1 protein-coding gene is annotated in these 642 nt (G+C 74.5%); it reads left to right on the top strand.

The features are described from left to right. Window positions 1-536, top strand: a 536-nt coding sequence (locus IEY71_RS05725) for a helix-turn-helix transcriptional regulator (protein ID WP_189084296.1), incomplete at its 5' end; no start/stop codon positions are given. Window positions 537-642 lie beyond the last annotated feature (106 nt).

Raw genomic sequence — 642 nt, 5'->3', positions numbered from 1 at the left:
CGATCGCCGCCGCCGCCCGCGACCACGAACGCCTGCGGTTCGCCTATCGCGCCGCCGACGGCACCGCGACGGACCGCCTCGTCGAACCGCACGGACTCGTCTTCACCGGTCGCCGCTGGTACCTGCTCGCCTGGGATCTCGACCGCGAGGACTGGCGCAGCTTCCGCGCCGACCGCGTGGAACCGGGTGCGCCCACGGCGCGGCGCTTCGTTCCCCGGGAGCCGCCGGAGGGCGGCGCCGCGGCGCACGTGCTCCGGGGCATCGGCTCAGCGAGCTGGCCGGTGCGCGCCCGCATCCGCTTCGACGTCTCGCAGGCCGAGCTGCTGCAACGGCTCGAGCCGCCCGCCGGGCTCGTCACGCCGATCGACGCGCAGCACTGTCTCGTCGAGACCGGATCGAACACCCTCCACGATCTCGCCGTCTACCTGGGCCGGCTCGAACTGCCCTTCGCGGTCGTCGAGCCGCCCGAACTCCGCGAGGTGATCGCCGGGCTCGGCCGCGCCTTCACCGCGGCGAGCGCCGCCGGCCCCGCCTGAGACTCCCCTGCCCGCCCCGCGCGCGTGATTCTTGTCCCCCATCCCTGGTCCCCTTGGTCCCCCTGGTCCCCTGCCCGTCCCCGACCCCTGGCAAGACGTCAGTATT

It is taken from the genome of Agromyces mediolanus (assembly GCF_014648575.1).
GTDB lineage: Bacteria > Actinomycetota > Actinomycetes > Actinomycetales > Microbacteriaceae > Agromyces > Agromyces mediolanus.
Note: the sequence above shows the minus strand (reverse complement) of the source record. Positions and strands in the feature narration are given on the sequence as shown.